13 protein-coding genes are annotated in these 14,326 nt (G+C 63.7%); 6 read left to right on the top strand and 7 right to left on the bottom strand.

Annotation, left to right across the window (positions count from 1 at the left end):
• Positions 1–3 precede the first annotated feature (3 nt).
• Positions 4–804, bottom strand: a complete 801-nt coding sequence (locus AADZ78_RS00900) for a PaaX family transcriptional regulator C-terminal domain-containing protein (RefSeq protein ID WP_239656808.1) — start codon at positions 802–804, stop codon at positions 4–6.
• Positions 805–911: 107 nt separating this feature from the next.
• On the opposite strand from AADZ78_RS00900, the gene AADZ78_RS00905 reads away from it, so the two are divergent.
• From AADZ78_RS00905 to AADZ78_RS00915, 3 genes are all read left to right on the top strand, one after another.
• Positions 912–2,054, top strand: coding sequence for an aromatic ring-hydroxylating oxygenase subunit alpha (locus tag AADZ78_RS00905; RefSeq protein ID WP_139828696.1), 1,143 nt, complete (start codon positions 912–914; stop codon positions 2,052–2,054).
• A gap of 41 nt (positions 2,055–2,095) precedes the next feature.
• Positions 2,096–2,725 (top strand): TetR/AcrR family transcriptional regulator, encoded by a 630-nt coding sequence (locus AADZ78_RS00910; protein ID WP_139828695.1) that lies wholly within the window; start codon positions 2,096–2,098, stop codon positions 2,723–2,725.
• Positions 2,726–2,857: 132 nt separating this feature from the next.
• On the top strand, positions 2,858–3,829 hold the full coding sequence (locus tag AADZ78_RS00915; RefSeq protein ID WP_085250428.1) for an enoyl-CoA hydratase/isomerase family protein: 972 nt from the start codon (positions 2,858–2,860) through the stop codon (positions 3,827–3,829).
• A gap of 78 nt (positions 3,830–3,907) precedes the next feature.
• On the opposite strand, the gene AADZ78_RS00920 is transcribed toward AADZ78_RS00915, so the two are convergent.
• Positions 3,908–4,711 carry a polysaccharide deacetylase family protein gene (locus tag AADZ78_RS00920; RefSeq protein WP_085250437.1) on the bottom strand — a complete coding sequence of 268 codons (804 nt, stop codon included), beginning with the start codon at positions 4,709–4,711 and terminating at the stop codon, positions 3,908–3,910.
• 298 nt (positions 4,712–5,009) lie between these two features.
• On the opposite strand from AADZ78_RS00920, the gene AADZ78_RS00925 reads away from it, so the two are divergent.
• Positions 5,010–5,483 carry an SRPBCC family protein gene (locus tag AADZ78_RS00925; RefSeq protein WP_085250427.1) on the top strand — a complete coding sequence of 158 codons (474 nt, stop codon included), beginning with the start codon at positions 5,010–5,012 and terminating at the stop codon, positions 5,481–5,483.
• A 1-nt stretch (position 5,484) separates the two neighbouring features.
• Here the strand turns inward: AADZ78_RS00925 and AADZ78_RS00930 are convergent, their stop codons facing one another.
• The 3 genes from AADZ78_RS00930 to AADZ78_RS00940 all read right to left on the bottom strand — a co-directional run bounded on the left by AADZ78_RS00930 (position 5,485) and on the right by AADZ78_RS00940 (position 7,744).
• Positions 5,485–6,039, bottom strand: coding sequence for a pyridoxamine 5'-phosphate oxidase family protein (locus AADZ78_RS00930; RefSeq protein ID WP_085250436.1), 555 nt, complete (start codon positions 6,037–6,039; stop codon positions 5,485–5,487).
• Positions 6,040–6,101: 62 nt separating this feature from the next.
• Positions 6,102–7,085 carry an LLM class flavin-dependent oxidoreductase gene (locus tag AADZ78_RS00935; protein ID WP_085250426.1) on the bottom strand — a complete coding sequence of 328 codons (984 nt, stop codon included), beginning with the start codon at positions 7,083–7,085 and terminating at the stop codon, positions 6,102–6,104.
• A gap of 2 nt (positions 7,086–7,087) precedes the next feature.
• Positions 7,088–7,744, bottom strand: coding sequence for a TetR/AcrR family transcriptional regulator (locus tag AADZ78_RS00940; protein WP_085250425.1), 657 nt, complete (start codon positions 7,742–7,744; stop codon positions 7,088–7,090).
• Positions 7,745–7,888: 144 nt separating this feature from the next.
• On the opposite strand from AADZ78_RS00940, the gene AADZ78_RS00945 reads away from it, so the two are divergent.
• Together AADZ78_RS00945 and AADZ78_RS00950 are read left to right on the top strand one after the other, a co-directional pair.
• Positions 7,889–8,533: a TetR/AcrR family transcriptional regulator gene (locus AADZ78_RS00945; protein ID WP_085250424.1), complete on the top strand. Its 645-nt coding sequence runs from the start codon at positions 7,889–7,891 to the stop codon at positions 8,531–8,533.
• 170 nt (positions 8,534–8,703) lie between these two features.
• The gene (locus AADZ78_RS00950; RefSeq protein WP_085250435.1) at positions 8,704–10,341 is read left to right on the top strand and encodes a PE family protein; all 1,638 of its coding nucleotides are present in this window, start codon (positions 8,704–8,706) and stop codon (positions 10,339–10,341) included.
• A gap of 5 nt (positions 10,342–10,346) precedes the next feature.
• Here the strand turns inward: AADZ78_RS00950 and AADZ78_RS00955 are convergent, their stop codons facing one another.
• Together AADZ78_RS00955 and AADZ78_RS00960 are read right to left on the bottom strand one after the other, a co-directional pair.
• Positions 10,347–11,165, bottom strand: a complete 819-nt coding sequence (locus tag AADZ78_RS00955; protein WP_204800925.1) for an SDR family oxidoreductase — start codon at positions 11,163–11,165, stop codon at positions 10,347–10,349.
• Positions 11,162–14,323: an AAA family ATPase gene (locus tag AADZ78_RS00960; protein ID WP_085250423.1), complete on the bottom strand. Its 3,162-nt coding sequence runs from the start codon at positions 14,321–14,323 to the stop codon at positions 11,162–11,164. Before AADZ78_RS00960 ends, AADZ78_RS00955 begins: the two co-directional genes overlap by 4 nt.
• Positions 14,324–14,326 lie beyond the last annotated feature (3 nt).

The following is a 14,326-nucleotide window of genomic DNA, read 5'->3' on the forward strand; positions in this document are numbered from 1 at the left end:
CGCTCAGCGGACGGCGCGTTTGATACGTCGTTTGAACGCATCATCGAAACGCCGGTAGGTGCTACGCAACGTGTGCCCCGGCCAGTCGTCCTCATTGAGCTCGGGAGGCAGCAGTGGGTCCAGTTGAAGATGGCGGACCACCGCGATCGATAGGGCGAACTCATAGATGAAGCTCTCGGCCGAGTTGTCACGTTCGCCGGTGGTGAGCGCGACATTCATCGCATTGATGAGAGCCCGGGCGTCGTCTGTCCACCCATCGAGGGAAAACAGCGCGCGCATCTTGTCTGCGGTGATGTCTGTGGCGGCGCCGTGAAAGTGGGTGCATTGCCGGTCCAGCACCGCCCGGGATGCCGGAAGCCGTTGTGGGTCAAGGTTGTCCGGGCGTATCCACACGCCCTCCCGAAGTTCGGCGAGATGCAGCGCCGTCGCCGCCTTCCTCAGCTCGAGGCGGTCGGCGGCCGAGCGGCGATCCAGCGAGACAATCGCCAGCTCCCACGTTCCGTCCCAGTTCGCCGCGTCATCGATCCGGGATGCCGCATCGACACGCTCGCGGCGTTCCAAAAGATGCCCGGCGAGCGTGTAGCTGCCGCCGTCACCGATGAGTTCGCCATTGGAGACCATCCGCCAAAGACAGGTCCGCGCCGCGCCGTCGCTGATGCCGAACAGGGAGGCCACCGCAATCAATTCCGCCACCGTAAGCCGGGCCTCGTCGGCACCCAATAAGGCCGACGCGAGAACCGAACGCGCGCTAAGCGGTCGGTTGCCGATCAGGTCGCTAACCCGGGGTCGGGGAACTGTGGGCACCCATCCATCTTCCCCGAATACCCTCGATATCACCAATCTATTGACACGTGACTGCTGCAGCGTGATACTTGTACTCATGAACTCCCCAACGAAGTCGTTGGTGGCTGATGATTTCTAAAGACGCTGAGATCGTTCGGCGGGTGCTGGCCCATATCGACGCCGGTACTACCGATGAGGGTGCGCCATGGCGAGAGCCCGTCGAAAACTACTTGAACCCAAGCCGATTCGCCGCAGAGCTTCGGCTGTTGCGCGCGATGCCAAGCGTGTTCGTTCCCTCCGCTGCGATTCCGAATCCGGGCGACCATGTGCAACGATCCACGTTCGGGGTGCCGCTCTTTGCCGTGCGTGGCCGCGACCGGCAGGCGCGGGTTTTCCGCAACGCCTGTCGACACCGTGGCTATGCCCTTGTCGATGGCGCCGGATGCTCCCACGCGCTGGTATGCCGCTACCACGGTTGGACATATCGACTGGACGGTTCGCTTGCGCACGTGCCGCACGACGACGCATTCCCCGGTCTGGACATGTCGGCGCGCGGTCTGGTCGAGGTCGCCAGCCGGGAAGTGGATGGGCTGATCGTCATCGGGCCACTGGGGGCCCCGCAAGACGCTGGTGACGAGCCGATGCGGTGGTTGGGTGACGGAACCCCGTGGCGCGACAAACTTCTCCGCGCGCAACGGCTTGTGTACGTGGATTCCACTGTGCGAGCGATAAATTGGAAGGTGCTCGTCGAGCAGTTCCTGGAAGGTTACCACATCCGCTCGACGCATAAAGACACCTTCTACCCGGTACAATATGACGACCTTAACGTGGTCGAAAGGTTCGGACCCAATTGCCGAATCACGTTCCCATACCGCAATATTGAGCGGCTCCGCGACCGTCCGGAGGCATCCTGGACGGTCGATGCGCGAGTCACGTACCTGTATCAGCTGTTCCCCAACGTCATGCTGGCGACGTTCCCGGACCTGCTGTTCATGATCGTGATCGACCCGGTGGACGTCGAGCACACCACGGTCACCATTTACGCGATGGCCAAACACGACCTCGCCGAGCCGGCGTCGCGTGACGCGGCGAACTTCATCGCGCGTGGCGGGGTGGAGGACAACGAGATGTCGGCGGGTGTGCAGCGGGGCCTGCACTCCGGTGCCAACGAATTCGTGGAGTTCGGGCGGCACGAGAGCGCGATCGGCCATTTCCACGCCAACCTCGAGGAACGGCTCGCCGGGTTTACGGGATCGACACTACGAATATAGAGTAAACTTTCCTGCACGATCGTCGTCGCCACGAAGGTTTCCTGATGGCCCGCCGAAAGCCCAACCCCGCCGAGCGCCGCCGCGAACTGTGTGATGCGGCAATTGCGCTATTGGCCATCGATGGCGCTAAGGGATTGAGCCATCTGAAGGTTGACCGGAAGGCCGCCGTGGCCGACGGCACGACGTCGTTCTATTTCCGTACCCGCTCGGCACTACTGCGCGGTGTCGCCGAGAGATTGGCCGAGCTGGATCTGGCGAATTTGCAGTCTGTTGCCGACAGCGCCGGCGCGGTGCATTCCTCGCCATCGCAGCTGTCTGTCATGGTTATCCAATCCGGTATTGAGCCGCGGTTGTCGCTAACCAAGGCCCGGTACGAGCTGACGATGCACGCCACTCGCGACCCGAAGTTGGCTGCGATTCTGCAGCAAAGCACGGACGCGTTTGCCAAGCTGCACCGTGACATCCTGGTGCGACTAATGCCGCACGGCGCGGACCTGGAGCCGGCCGTCGTCGCGGATCTGAGCAACGTCACGCTGACGTTCATCAACGGTCTGTTGCTGCGATTCGCGCATGGTGACCGGATTATCACGAGCCCCGAGCAACTCGACGACATCCTGTCAGCCATCGCGACCGGCATTCTCAAGAGTTCGAAGAAGGGGCGGCTAACGTGACGGTGAGCACCGATAGCCAAGTACTCACCAACCCGTCGGGAATGCTCGTTCGCGAGTTGTGCGCGCAACCATCGGATCCATTGGTTGACCGGCCGGGTCGAAGGCGTCAACAAGAGAAGCGGGAGAGAACTCATGCCTGAATACGACTACGAAGAGATGAAGAAGGAAGCCGAGCCGTACATCAAGTTCGAGAAGGACGTCAAAAACCGAATCGCCTACATCACGTTCGACCGTCCCGAAGCGCAGAACTCCACCACGTTGGGGATGCGGCAGAACTATGCCGATTTGATCCACAAGTGCAACGTGGACGACGAGGTCAAGGTCGTGGTAATCCGGGGCGAGGGCCAGGATTTCGGCAGCGGCGGAGACTTGCCGGAACAGCGGGCCATGCTGGAGAACCCCGGGATGCCGCTGCTGCATGAGCTCGCGATCAACGACGACAATGTCAAGTACCCGCAGGGCGGATCGTACCGTTATCTGTCCACCGTCACCGATTTCTACGCCAAGGCGCGTGCGGGAAACCGTCCACTGCAAGAACTTCGGAAGATCAGCATCATCGAGGCCAAGGGCTACTGCTATGGGTGGCATTTCTATCAGGCCGGCGACGCGGATCTGGTGATTTCCTCTGACGACGCCCTGTTCGGCCATCCCGCCTTCCGCTACGTGGGCTGGGGACCGCGATTGTGGTGGTGGGCGGAGACCATGGGTCTGCGCAAGTTTTCCGAAATGCTGTTCACCGGGCGACCATTCAGCGCGAAGGAGATGTACGACTGCGGTTTCGTCAACAGCGTGGTGCCGCGCGAGAAGTTGGAAGAAGAGACGTTGAAGTATGCGATGGCATGCTCGCGGTCGCGGCCCACGGACACGGTCGCGGTGCAGAAGACGTTTCTCGAGCTCTACAAGCAGCACAAGGGCGAATACTTCGGCAGTCTGCTCACCGGCATGATCGAAGGCATGCTACCGATGATCACCAACGATCAGGACGACGAAGTCGACCTCACCGAGGGCACGTTCGGTAAAGGTCTCAACAATGTGGTCAAAGATAACGACATGAACTTCCCGCCGGAATGGCGGCTCAGCCGCTCGGGTCGCACGAAGCCCTGATCACGTTGGGAGCAGGGGCATGTCGGCGCTGAGTGGCATCAGGGTGGTGAGCCGGCCGTCCGTTTCATCCCAGAGGTACTACGGTGTTTTGAGGAATACGTCGTTGAGGGTGACGGTGCGAAGATTTCGGGCGCGGATGATCTCGACAAGTTGCGGGTAGACGTGGGTGACCGGCAGGTGGTTGAGGTGGCCGATCACGATCGCCTGCGGGGTGAAGTACTGATCGGCCATCTTCACGATGTATTCCTCGGTGATCAGTGTCGAATCCGACAGTGTGCCCGACCATAGGACCGGGACGGTATAGCCGAGATCGGCGGCGACGGCGTCAACCACGGCATCGTGCTTGGCATACGGTGGTCGCCAGTACGGTTTCGCCCCAACGTCGTAGGTCTTCTTCAGAAAGTCGTCGTTCCGCTTAAGCTGTTGTGCAATATCGGATTTCGTCAGTGTGGTCAAGTCCGGATGCGACCAAGTATGGTTGCCGAGCTGGATCTGCCCGGAATCGACCAACGGTCGCAGGATTTCGCGGTTGTCGGTCCAGGAGCCGTAGGTTCCGTTGACAAAGAACGTCAGCCGCACACCGGTGTCCTTGGCGAACTGTGTGTAGGCCCGCACTACGTCGGTGTTGACGCCATCGTCGACGGTAAGCGCCAATAGATCACCATTGCCCGGCAGTCGGGATAACACCCCACCGCCGGGCAACCGAATGCGCGCACTCGGTGGTGGCGGCGGCAACAGCCCAGCGACGGTCGGTCCGGAAGCCGGAGCGGCCGCCGGCGTCTGTGCGAATGTGCGCGGTTGCGGGCCAACCATGCACCGGGCCGCGCCCACCCCGACAACGGTGGCGGCAGCAAGAGACCCGAGGAAACGGCGCCGGTTCAGATCCGACATCAGACTGGCAAACCCCCGCTGGGTAAGCCTGTGTTGAATAATGACGCCACCACAGCAGCGAACCGTATCATTACCAGGGCCGATATCCCGTGTTGATCGCGGGAGCGTCGGCTGTCTGTTTTCTGTCAAGGCTGCGGCGAACACGACCAGCTCCCGCGAGCAGACGCAAAGGTCCCCAAAACCGGTTGGTTTTGGGGACCTTTGCGTCTGCTCGCGGGAGAACAGGGCGGGCGCGTAGATTCGATCCTGAGCGCCTACTCGATGGGGAACCAACGCGAAGGGGTATGCCGTGACTGTGATCGTTGTCGACAGAGGACCCAGGCGAGTCAGCCGGAGGGTGGAAGTGGCCGCGCCGGCGGCCGAGCTTTTTGCGATGGCGGCCGATCCCCGGCGCCACAGTGAGCTGGACGGATCGGGGACGGTCCGCGACAACATCGATGCTCCGGCGAATTTGGTTGAGGGATCCAAGTTTTCGACGAAGATGCGGATGTTCGGCCTGCCGTACCGGATCACCAGCACCGTGACCGCCTTCAAACCCCACGAATTGATCGAATGGCGCCACCCCTTAGGCCACCGCTGGCGATGGGAATTCGAGTCGCTCTCACCGACTCTGACCCAGGTCACCGAGACGTTCGACTATCACGACGCGGGTTCGCTCAAGAACACGCTGAAGTACTACGAGCTGATGGGTTTCGCAAAAGCCAATGCGAAGGGTATCGAGGCGACATTGGCCAAGCTACGCGACCGCTACGCCGCAACGTAGCTCAGCACGGATCCTCGGCGTCCCACGGCACCACGCCGGATACCCAGTGGCTCAGTTGTTGCACTTGGTCGTTTCGGTGTAGGTGGCGCGGCGGCGTCGCGAACGTCGCATAGGGCCGGCAACGGATCACAACTCGGTTTTCTCGCTCGCATATTGCTTCAACCGATGCGCGTGCCTCGTGGCCCAGCGGCTGGCCCGACATTCGACCGGCTACCGCCATCATCACGTCCACCGCCACTTCACGGTCTCGATCGAGGGTCGCGTCGGCGTAGACCTGCACGTAGCTAAACGGCCACCGCTCGTCGAGGACACACAGACTGATCTTGCCGTCACGTTCAATGACGCGGGCCTTGCCGCGGCCCGCCATGGTCGACACCAGCAGCTCGTCGTCGTCGGTTGGGATGTAGTAGACGATCGACATGCCCGGGCCGTCATCGCGGCGGCGGTAACCGAACACACAAGTGCGGTGCGTACGGACGAACTCGCGTCGCTCGGAGGGGAGCATGTCGCGATCGGTCGGAGCCGTGAAGGGCTCTGCCTCCAGAGGGAGAAACAGCACGAAACATCCTTGCTATCAGAGGCGCCGGTTTAGAGCTCATTGTCGCAGGGCGGCAGAGACTACATCCGTACGTAGGGGAGGACGTCGTCGGCAAGCAGGTGCAGACTGGCCCAGCCGACGTCGATGGGCAGCCCACCGAGAAGCGGGTTCATCACAACTTCCCTTCTGCCACAGCGGATTTGATCGAGCAATTGCGAAGGCGTGAGGATCTCAACGTTGTTCAGGCGCCGTAGGTCCTCGATCGAGGCGGCGGGAGTTTCATTTGGCCGCGGTACTCCAGCACGTTTCCAGGCACTGTATTCCGCGGCTTCGTTCATGAGGAATTCTCCATAACGGGACCAGGCTTCGTCGGGGTCGGCGTGCAGCAGGGTGACGGTGCTGCCGTTTTCGGGGTGATAGACGAAGCCGGGCTTACCCTGTCGGCGCAGTTCCTGCTCGTAGAGCGCCTCCACTTCGGGCATGGCCATCGGCGGTGAGAATGGGAGCCCGAATCGCGCCGCCCGCCGGGCCGCCGCGGCGGTCATGCCGCCGACGAACACGATCGGATGCGGGCGGGTATGCGGTTTCGGTGTGACGTTGATGAGTCTGTCGTCGTACTCGAAGGGCTGATCGCTCCAGGCCTTGAGCAGCACCGACAGGCAGTGATCCATCAGCGAGCCGCGCTGCGACCAGTCTTTGCCCGCCGCGTGGTATTCCTCGGGCCGGTAGCCCATTCCGGCCACGAAGCTAAAGCGGCCCTCGGCCAGGTTGTCCAGCACGGCGATGTCCTCGGCGAGCCGAATTGGATCGTAGAGCGGAACGATGAGGGCGTTGATGCTGATTCGAACGCTGCGGGTGCGCCCCGCGATGGCGGCGGCCAGAATCAGCGGCGACGGTAGCCAACCCGTCGCGGCCAAGTGATGTTCTTCACCGCTGACGGCGGTGAATCCGCGCTGATCGGCGTACTCCGCCATCTCCAGCGCCGCTCGATAACGTCTCGCGTGGCGTGCCGCCGGGTCGGCGATGTTGGTCATGTTCAGCCGCAATGCGGTGAGCAGACTCATCGTCATGCGCTGGGCTGGAGACCAGCGAACAGCGTTCCCCTGACGAGCTTTTTCACCGAACTCAAAGATGCTTCGTAGGCCTCCGGGGAGAGACTGGCCGCTTGCTCCGACAGACCGCGCGTAAGCGCACAGATGGCCTCCACCGCGGCCACTGATCCACTTTCGGGGCTGTTGTCGGAGGACAGCACGCCCTGCGTCCGGGCGTCCTCGATGATCTCGCTGACGACTTCGCGTAGTGCCTTGGAGCCTGGGTAACTGGTGCCACCCCGCCGTGACTCGACAGCGCCCTCGGCGCGGACCGCCCGCAGGAATGCGGCTAGGTGAGGATAGTCGCGCATCAACTGCTTTGACTCGTCCAGTACCGCTTCGAGCCGGTCGATAACGTCATCGGACCGCGCCGCGGCGGCACGCAGTCGCGGCAACACGATGTCCTCGATTTCCTCACCGGTCGCCTTGAGCAGCTCGGATTTGTTGGGAAAGTAGTGATACAGGCTGCCGCTGGTCATGTCGGCTGCGCGGGCGATCTCGCGGATCGTCGCCTGTGCATAGCCGATCTCGGCCACGCAACGCATCGTTGCGACGATGATCCGTCGGCGGGTTTGCTCACCGCTGGCGCCAACGGGGCGGCCGAGCGGCGGGCCCGATTGCGACGCAGTCATGCCGCCCGGCGCCGGCCGTCGGCTTGTCGGACCCCCACCACGCACCCCCGTCGACGCCAAAATCAACTGATCAGTCGAATATATTCGACCATATTGGTGACCGCGATCAAGAGCGGGCAACCGCGCGAGTGAGGAAACGAGCCAATGACCCAAACGCAGCTGGGCCGCCCGGTTGGTGCCAGCGGCGAGGAAACCCGTCAGCGCATCATCGTCGCAACGATGCGCTGTGTGTCCGAAGTTGGCTATTCGCGAGCCACAATCCGCCAAATCGCCCGTACCGCGAACGTGACCAGCGCGAGTCTGTACAACTACTTTCCGAATAAGTCGGAATTGATCAAGGCGACGATCGCGGCCAGAGCCGACGCTGCTATGCCGCGGCTTCGACAGGCCGCGGCTATCGACGGCAACATCATCGACCGGATCGAAGCAATCCTCGATGAATGCGGCCGTTTGATCAGTGCGTACCCGGACTTGGCCGCCTTCGAGTGGGCGATCCGGGCGAACAACGCCATCGACTCGGACGGGCTGGAAGCACCCGGGGAGCCAGCCCCGCAAGTAGAACCCGCGTTTGCGAATTTCCGCGAGATCATCGAGGGCGTCGTGGATGAGGCCTGCCGGCAGGGCGATCTCGGTGACCACCCGGATCGGCGCGGCACGGTTGAGGCGATCTATGCGCTCATGTATGGCCTGACAGAGCTGGCAGCCACGATGCCGCTAGAGGCATACCAGGCTTCGCTGAACTCTTCGAAGGAATTGGTTAGGGGCACCCTGTTTCGCCGTTCCCCTTGATATGATCAGGCGTTTAATTACGAGTTCGCCGGCGGTGAAGTCGGCGTAGGCGCCCAAGGATGTCACCGTGCCCGTAGCGCGTGGTGGTCATTTTGCCGACAAGTAGTTGACCTGACAATCAATCGATTGATTATATATATCGACCAAAGGCGACCGGCGGAAGGATGGCAATGGCGTATCTGGTGGCGGTCCCGGAATTGTTGTCGTCGGCGGCCAGGGATTTGTTCGGCATCGGCGCGGCGCTCGGTGCCGCGAATGCAGCGGCGGCGGTTCCCACGACCGAGATTTTGGCCGCCGCTGAGGATGAGGTGTCGGCGGCGGTGGCGTCGTTGTTCGCGGGAAACGCCCGGCAGTACCAGGCGCTGAGCGCTCAAGTCGACGCGCTTCATCAGCAGTTCGTGGAGTCGTTGGCGGCGAGTTCGGGATTCTATGCGGCCGCTGAGTTGGACAATGCCAATCCACTACAGCAGGCGGCGCTCAACCTGATCAACGCGCCCACCCGGACATTGCTAGGCCGCCCGCTGATCGGCAACGGCGCCGACGGCACGCCTGGCACCGGCGAGGACGGCCGACCCGGCGGTTTGTTATACGGCAATGGTGGCAACGGCGCTTCCGGCGCGGCTGGCCAGGCCGGCGGCGACGGCGGCAGTGCCGGGCTGATAGGCAACGGTGGCGCCGGTGGCCAAGGCGGCATCGGTGGCCAAGCCGGGGCCGGCGCAACCGTCGGCGCGCCCGGTGGTCGCGGTGGCAACGGTGGGCTGTTGTGGGGCGACGGCGGAAACGGTGGGACGGGCGGGTCAGGACCCAATCCCGGGCCGGGCGGAGCCGGCGGCGCCGGCGGGCAACTGGCCGGCCACGCCGGTGCGACCGGAGCGCAGGGCGCAAAGGTCAACGGTCCAAGCGATCCTGGCAGTCCAGGCGACCCGGGCGGGCCGTCGCAGCCACCAGGACAGAATGCGGTCGACGCGGCCCGTGACGGTGACCTCGCGTCCTCCAACGGAGGAACCATCACGAATGGCGATCTCGAGGAGATCTCCGGCATTGATGCCGGCATCAACAACCCCAATGTCCATTGGGTGCACAACGATTCGGGCGACTCGGCGCGAATCTTCGCGATCGACTCAACGACGGGCCAAACGCTGGGTACCTACAATCTCGGTGGTGCAACGGCTGTCGACTGGGAGGACATCGAGGTCGCCAAGGGGCCGGACGGAAAGTCCTACATCTATGTCGGGGATATTGGCGATAACGGACACTCGCGAAGTGATGTCGTGATCTATCGAGTCCCCGAGCCGATTGTCACGGGCACCGCGTCCAGCCCAACCAACACCACATTGACCGGAGTCGAGCGGCTGCGCGTGACGTATCCCAACGGCGAAAGGATCAATTCCGAGTCACTCGCGGTCGACCCACGCACGGGCAACGTGATGCTCGTCGAGAAGACCGATGCCGATGTCTCTCGCGTCTACGTGGCGCCGGTAAGCGCGTGGGGCGGCAGCGCCGACACGACACTTCAACAGGTTGCCACGCTGGACTTGTCGGACGCCCACTCGCAGCTGACCACCAGTGCCGATTACTCGGCAGACGGTTCGCAACTGGTGGTGCGCACCTATGACGATGTGCTGCTGTGGAACCGCGCCGAGGGAAGTAGTGCCTGGTCGCCGTTCAGCCAGCAGCCAGTTGACGGGCCGCTGGTTGACGAACAGCAGGGTGAAGCGATCGCCTTCCACCCAGACGGGACGGGCTACGTCACGGTGAGTGAAGGTTCCAACCAAACCCTGCACAATTACGGCCCGCGAACCACGTGATCCGTCTATGTTGTGGGGCCACCGGCCTTTGCGGCCGCGACGACTCCGCCGTCGACCAGTAGGTCGGTGCCGGTGATGTAGGTGGCGTCGGGGCCAAGGAGGAAGGCGGTCGCCGCGGCGATGTCGTCGGGGGTTCCCATTCGACCCGTTCCCGACATCGCGATCATTGACCGCATCCCGTCGCCGACAGTGGAGGCAAGTTCCTGCAGACCCATTGGCGTCGAGATGATTCCGGGACTGATCGAGTTGATTCGGGCGCCCCGCCGGCCCCACTGCGTGCTGGCGGCGCGGACCCGAATATGGTTGGCCTGCTTGGCGATTGCATATGCGATACCCGGATTATCGAGATTCCTAACGAAATCCAACTGCAACAGCTCGGGGGCCGGGCTGTGGGCCAGCGCTCGTTGCTGTTCCGCGGTCAGTGGGGGGAACAGGTGCCCGGCCATGCTGGCGATGACGACGCCGGCGCCGCCCGGCGCGATGACTTCGCCGAACTCGTGCAGCACCAGCGAGACGCCGAAAAGATCGACAGCAAGGATTGCCTCGGCGGAGGCCTGCGCGGGGGAGAGGCCGGCGGTATGTGCGACCTGGGTGACATTGCCGAGTGCGGCCGCGTATTCGGCAAGTGCGCGAACCGATTCCGGCGCCGAGACATCGACGTGACGGCTTTCGACGTGATGGCCTTCGGTGGACAATGATTGGGCCACCGCCGTTAGTGTCCGTTCGGTGTTGTCGGCCAACAGCACGGTCTTGCCGGACCCGAGCCGCCGGGCGATCGCCTGCCCCATGCCGCCGACACCGATAACGGTTAATACTTCAGTCACGCCATTGCCTCAGCCCAGGCGATATGCCCCTGCCAATCGAGCGAGTTGGCCATCGCCCGATAGCGGTCGCGATAGTCGCGATAAGCCGCCTGGTCGCCGCGTGCCTGGGCCAGCAGCGTGCGCATCCGTAGCAGCCAGATTTCGTGCACGACGAATTCGGGTTCGGTCACCACCGCCGCCAGCCGGTCGATGGCCGCGTGTGCCTCGTCAAGGTCGGTGGGCCCACCTCGTTGCAGCAGCGCCTTGACCAGAGTTGAGACGCTCCCCGCAAGGTAGATCATGTCGCCGCAGACGTACTCTTGCTCGACGGCAGCGCGTGCCAGGTCGATCGCCCCGTCGAGATCGCCGGCGCGGGCCAGCTCGGCAGCTTGCCACGCGTCAACGACGGTAGCCGCGACAAGGGTGTATTGCCCTTGCAAGGCGGCTTCACGGGCCGCGGCAAGCAGGGCGAGGCCCTCTTCGCGTTGCGGACCGTTGTTGCAGGTGAGCACGAGACCGCGCACGTGGCGGGCGCAGGCCAGCGTGAGATTGTCGCCCGACCGTTCCGCATCCTCGAGCAGCTCCGCTGTCTGCTGCACGGCCGCTGCGTCCGGTATCCAGACCCCGTTCGCGATCACAACGTATTTGAAGAGCAGCATCAGCGCACGCATCGTGGGATCGAAGGTCTGGACCATTGTGGTAGCCCGGTCGACATCGGCTTTCCAACCTGGATCGCCGAGCAAACATCGTGCACAACCTCTCAGCATGGTCGCGCCCACCAGCGGAGAGCCGATGATGAGATTGCCCTTGGTGGCGTCGCCGTCGGCCAGGTCGATCATTCGTTGCGCGAGCCGCAGGACTTCGGTCATCTCGGCGCGCTGGTATTTGGCGGCGAGCGCACCGTAGAGCAGTCCGAGAGTCAACGTCGGGTCGCCGATTGACTCGAGCAGGCCGGTGAGTTCGGATGCCAGTCTTGATGCTTCGAGGAATCGGGCGTGAACGACCAATGCCGGCAGCCACCCCGCCATCCCCATCGCCAGCGACACCTTGTCGCCGGCCGCGCTGGCAAGCTCGCACAGTTCGTCGAACCCGGTGTCGGCCATGCTGCCGCCGGCCAACCACGCGCTGGCGCACAGCAGCGTTCGTGGGGCGATCCGCATGGCTTCGCGGTCGGTATCGGCATCGGGCAGTCGGTCGGCGATCTGTCGCGCGTGTCGCCAGCTCGCACGTGCCGCGGAGATGTCGCGGTGGGTCAGCCAGCCGCCCGCGCGCATGTGCCAGGTGAATGCGGCGTGCAGATCGCCTGCCGCTTCGAGGTGTTCGGCGATCAGGGCGGCGTTGTCGTCGGCGGATTCCGGCTCGCGCTGTTCGATCGCGGCGGCCAGCCGCCCGTGCAGCACGGCTCGATCCGATTTCAGCTGCGATTCATAGGCCACGGCGCGAATTAGCGGATGTCTGAACGCATACTCGACGCGCGGGGTGAACGCGACCTGGTCTATGAGTTCACCCTTTACCAGCTCGTCGACAACCGGGTCGGTCCCCAGGACGGTCACCAGCTCGGGGCTGAATCGGGATCCAATGACCGCCGCGGCGCTCAGCGTGCGCTTGGCCGCAATGCTCAAGCGATCGACGCGCGCGGCAATGGCGGCCTGAAGGGTGGCCGGCACAGTGATGTCGGCGACCTCGCCGTGCAGTAGGTAGGAGCCTTGCGCGCCGTGGATCGCACCACGTTCGGACAGGTCTCGGACGATTTCTTGGGCGAAAAATGGGTTGCCGGCGACACGTTCGGTGATGACCTCCGTCAGCCCGTGCACCGAGGAGTCGGTGCCGAGCAGCTCACCGACAAGCGCTTCGGTCTGCGCCGTGTTGAGCGGTCGTAATGCGATCGTCTGCGCACCGGGCACCGTGGCCAGGGCGCCCCGGTACTCCGGGCGATAGGTAATCAGCACCATCGAGCGGGTCCGTGGGATCACCGCCAGGAAGTCGGCCAGCATCGACTCGCTGACGTCGTCAACCCAATGGGCATCCTCGATCACGTATAGCGCGGGCTCGGTCCGGGCCGTCGATGCGACATTGACTAGCGCGGTGAGGCGCCGCCGACGCGCGTCGGCATCGACGTTGGGCGCCTCGACGTCGGACTCGGCGATACCGAGTAAGTCGTCGAGCAGCTGTAGATCTTCAGGGTCGGCGTCCGAGAATCGGGCGCGGACCTGTGCCCTGGCGGCCTCGCCGTCGAGGCCCTCGACACCAAGGCCGGTGCGTAGCAGGCCCGTCACCGCGTGAAAGGGGAGGTCGCTGGTATGGGATTCGCAGTAGGCGGTGAACACATCGACGCCACGGCTTTCGGCCAGCGCCGCTGATTCGCGAACGATCCGGCTCTTGCCCATGCCTGGCGGTCCCATGACACCGATTACGCATCCGGTGCCACCGACTGCTTCGTCGAGCAGCGCGCTGATCGTGGCGAGTTCCCAGGTGCGCCCCACCAGTCGCGGGTCGCTGCGCGTGCGATGGCCGCTTGTCGTCGCAATCAAGCGGCGTGCGGGCACTGGATCGGTCGCTCCCTTGACGTGTACCAGCTCCGGTTCTGCCAGCATTGCCGTATCCTCGACCAGCCGGGCGGTTGACTCGTTGAGCATGACTCCGCCCGGGGGCGCAACCGATTCCATCCGCTGGGCCATGCCGACCTGCTCACCGATCGCGGTGTAACCCAAAGCGCCGGAGCCGATTTCGCCTGCGATCACCTCACCCGAATTCAGGCCCACCCGCAGCCGAAGCTCCACCCCGTCGTGGCGCACGACCTCACCGGCCAGCCGCTTCGCCTCTTCCTGAATCGCCAGAGCGGCGAGACACGCACGAAAAGCGTGATCCTCCAAAGCAACCGGTGCGCCGAACACAGCCATGATTCCGTCACCGGTGAACTTGTCCACCGTGCCGCCGAACCGCTGCACCACTGCCGCCGCAGCCCCGACGAGCTCGGTCATGATCTCGCGCAACCGCTCCGCACCCACCGCGGCGGCGATGTCCATCGAATGCACGACATCGGCGAACAGCACCGTCACCTGCTTGTACTCGGCCAACGATCCCGAGGCCGTGGCCGGCGATCCGCATTCATCGCAGAACTTCGCGGCGGCCCGCAGTTCGGTGCCGCATGTCGTGCAGGCGAATCCTGCAGCAGTCATGTG

It is taken from the genome of Mycobacterium riyadhense, assembly GCF_963853645.1.
Lineage (GTDB): Bacteria > Actinomycetota > Actinomycetes > Mycobacteriales > Mycobacteriaceae > Mycobacterium > Mycobacterium riyadhense.

What these genes read in the sequence shown, in the direction of transcription:
- AADZ78_RS00905 (WP_139828696.1), top strand. Translation starts at nt 912, where the DNA reads ATGATTTCTAAAGACGCTGAGATCGTTCGGCGGGTGCTGGCCCATATC.
- AADZ78_RS00915 (WP_085250428.1), top strand. Translation starts at nt 2,858, where the DNA reads ATGCCTGAATACGACTACGAAGAGATGAAGAAGGAAGCCGAGCCGTAC.
- AADZ78_RS00935 (WP_085250426.1), bottom strand. Translation starts at nt 7,085, where the DNA reads ATGAGTCTGCTCACCGCATTGCGGCTGAACATGACCAACATCGCCGAC.
- AADZ78_RS00940 (WP_085250425.1), bottom strand. Translation starts at nt 7,744, where the DNA reads ATGACTGCGTCGCAATCGGGCCCGCCGCTCGGCCGCCCCGTTGGCGCC.
- AADZ78_RS00945 (WP_085250424.1), top strand. Translation starts at nt 7,889, where the DNA reads ATGACCCAAACGCAGCTGGGCCGCCCGGTTGGTGCCAGCGGCGAGGAA.
- AADZ78_RS00950 (WP_085250435.1), top strand. Translation starts at nt 8,704, where the DNA reads ATGGCGTATCTGGTGGCGGTCCCGGAATTGTTGTCGTCGGCGGCCAGG.
- AADZ78_RS00960 (WP_085250423.1), bottom strand. Translation starts at nt 14,323, where the DNA reads ATGACTGCTGCAGGATTCGCCTGCACGACATGCGGCACCGAACTGCGG.